This is a genomic window from Mesorhizobium sp. M1322 (assembly GCF_040318085.1).
Classification (GTDB): domain Bacteria; phylum Pseudomonadota; class Alphaproteobacteria; order Rhizobiales; family Rhizobiaceae; genus Mesorhizobium.
Genome location: NZ_JAMYLP010000211.1, coordinates 1 through 1,091, shown reverse-complemented (window position 1 = coordinate 1,091; position 1,091 = coordinate 1). Strand labels below are relative to the sequence as shown.

At 59.8% G+C, this 1,091-nt stretch carries 1 protein-coding gene; it reads right to left on the bottom strand.

Annotation, left to right across the window (positions count from 1 at the left end; all coding sequences use genetic code 11):
• A partial coding sequence (locus NKH12_RS30425; RefSeq protein WP_352956481.1) for a calcium-binding protein occupies positions 1-830 on the bottom strand: 830 nt, incomplete at its 3' end.
• Positions 831-1,091: the final 261 nt, after the last annotated feature.

Below are 1,091 nucleotides of genomic sequence, written 5' to 3'. Positions count from 1 at the left end.
AACGAGGTTGCCGAAATCGACAGACCTGGAGCAAGAGTGGCGAACTGTGTTTGAGCGGCGCCGCCGATCCCGTCGCTGTCGAAAGAGAGCGCTCCGGTTGAATTGTTGTAGATGATATGGTCGGAACTGTCGTGCGCGGCCGCACCCGCAAAGAAAGCGGCGGATGTGAGGGCGCCCGAGCTCAGCCCGGCAAAAATCGTGTTGTCGAGGTGGATCTTGTCCTGGAGCTTGTTGAAGTCAGTAACCCTGTCGATATCGCCGGCTCCCAGAGCGGTATTGAAAACGAAGGCATCATTGCCGCCATTGCCGGTCAAGATGTCGGCACCACGGCCGCCATTGATGACATTGGCGCCGGCGTTGCCCTGGATGGTCTGGGCGAACTCATTGCCGGTGAGGTTGATTGCCGTTGTGCCGGATGGGTTGGTGGTGGCGAGAAGCTCGACTTGCGAGCCGGCCGAAAGCGCATAGCTCACCGAGGCGAGTACCATGTCGCTACCGCCGCCGGCCGCCTCAATCACCGTGTCGCTGGCATTGTCGACATAGTAGGTGTCGTTGCCGCCAAATCCGCTCATCTTGTCGGCACCGCCGCCGCCGTTGATGACGTTGGCGCCGGCATTGCCCTGGATGGTTTGGGCCAACTCGTTGCCGGTGAGGTTGATTGCCGTGGTGCCGGCGTCCATCGTGGTGCCAAGGACTTCAATCGACAAGCCGGCCGAGAGCGCATAGCTCACAGAGGTCCACACCCTGTCTTGACCTTGGCCAGAGGACTCGACCACCTTGTCGCCGGCATTGTCGATATAGTAATCGTCGTTGCCGCCATAGCCGATCATTGTTTGGGCACCGGTTGCCTTAAGTACATCGGCTCCACTGGTGCCGTGGAGAAGATCCCCGTCTGGGGGTGGCGTCGTCGGAGGCGGGGTGGTCGGAGGCGGGGTGGTTGTGGTGCTGGTGTTGTGCTGCAGAAAAAAGGATTGCATTGACGGAGTGTTGCCAAGTGAGGTTTCGCCGTTCTGCGAGGCCCATTTATAAGCCATGTCAAAGGCCGGATTGGGAACCAGCCTGTCCCAGTGGTCCATCATGGTCTGCATCTG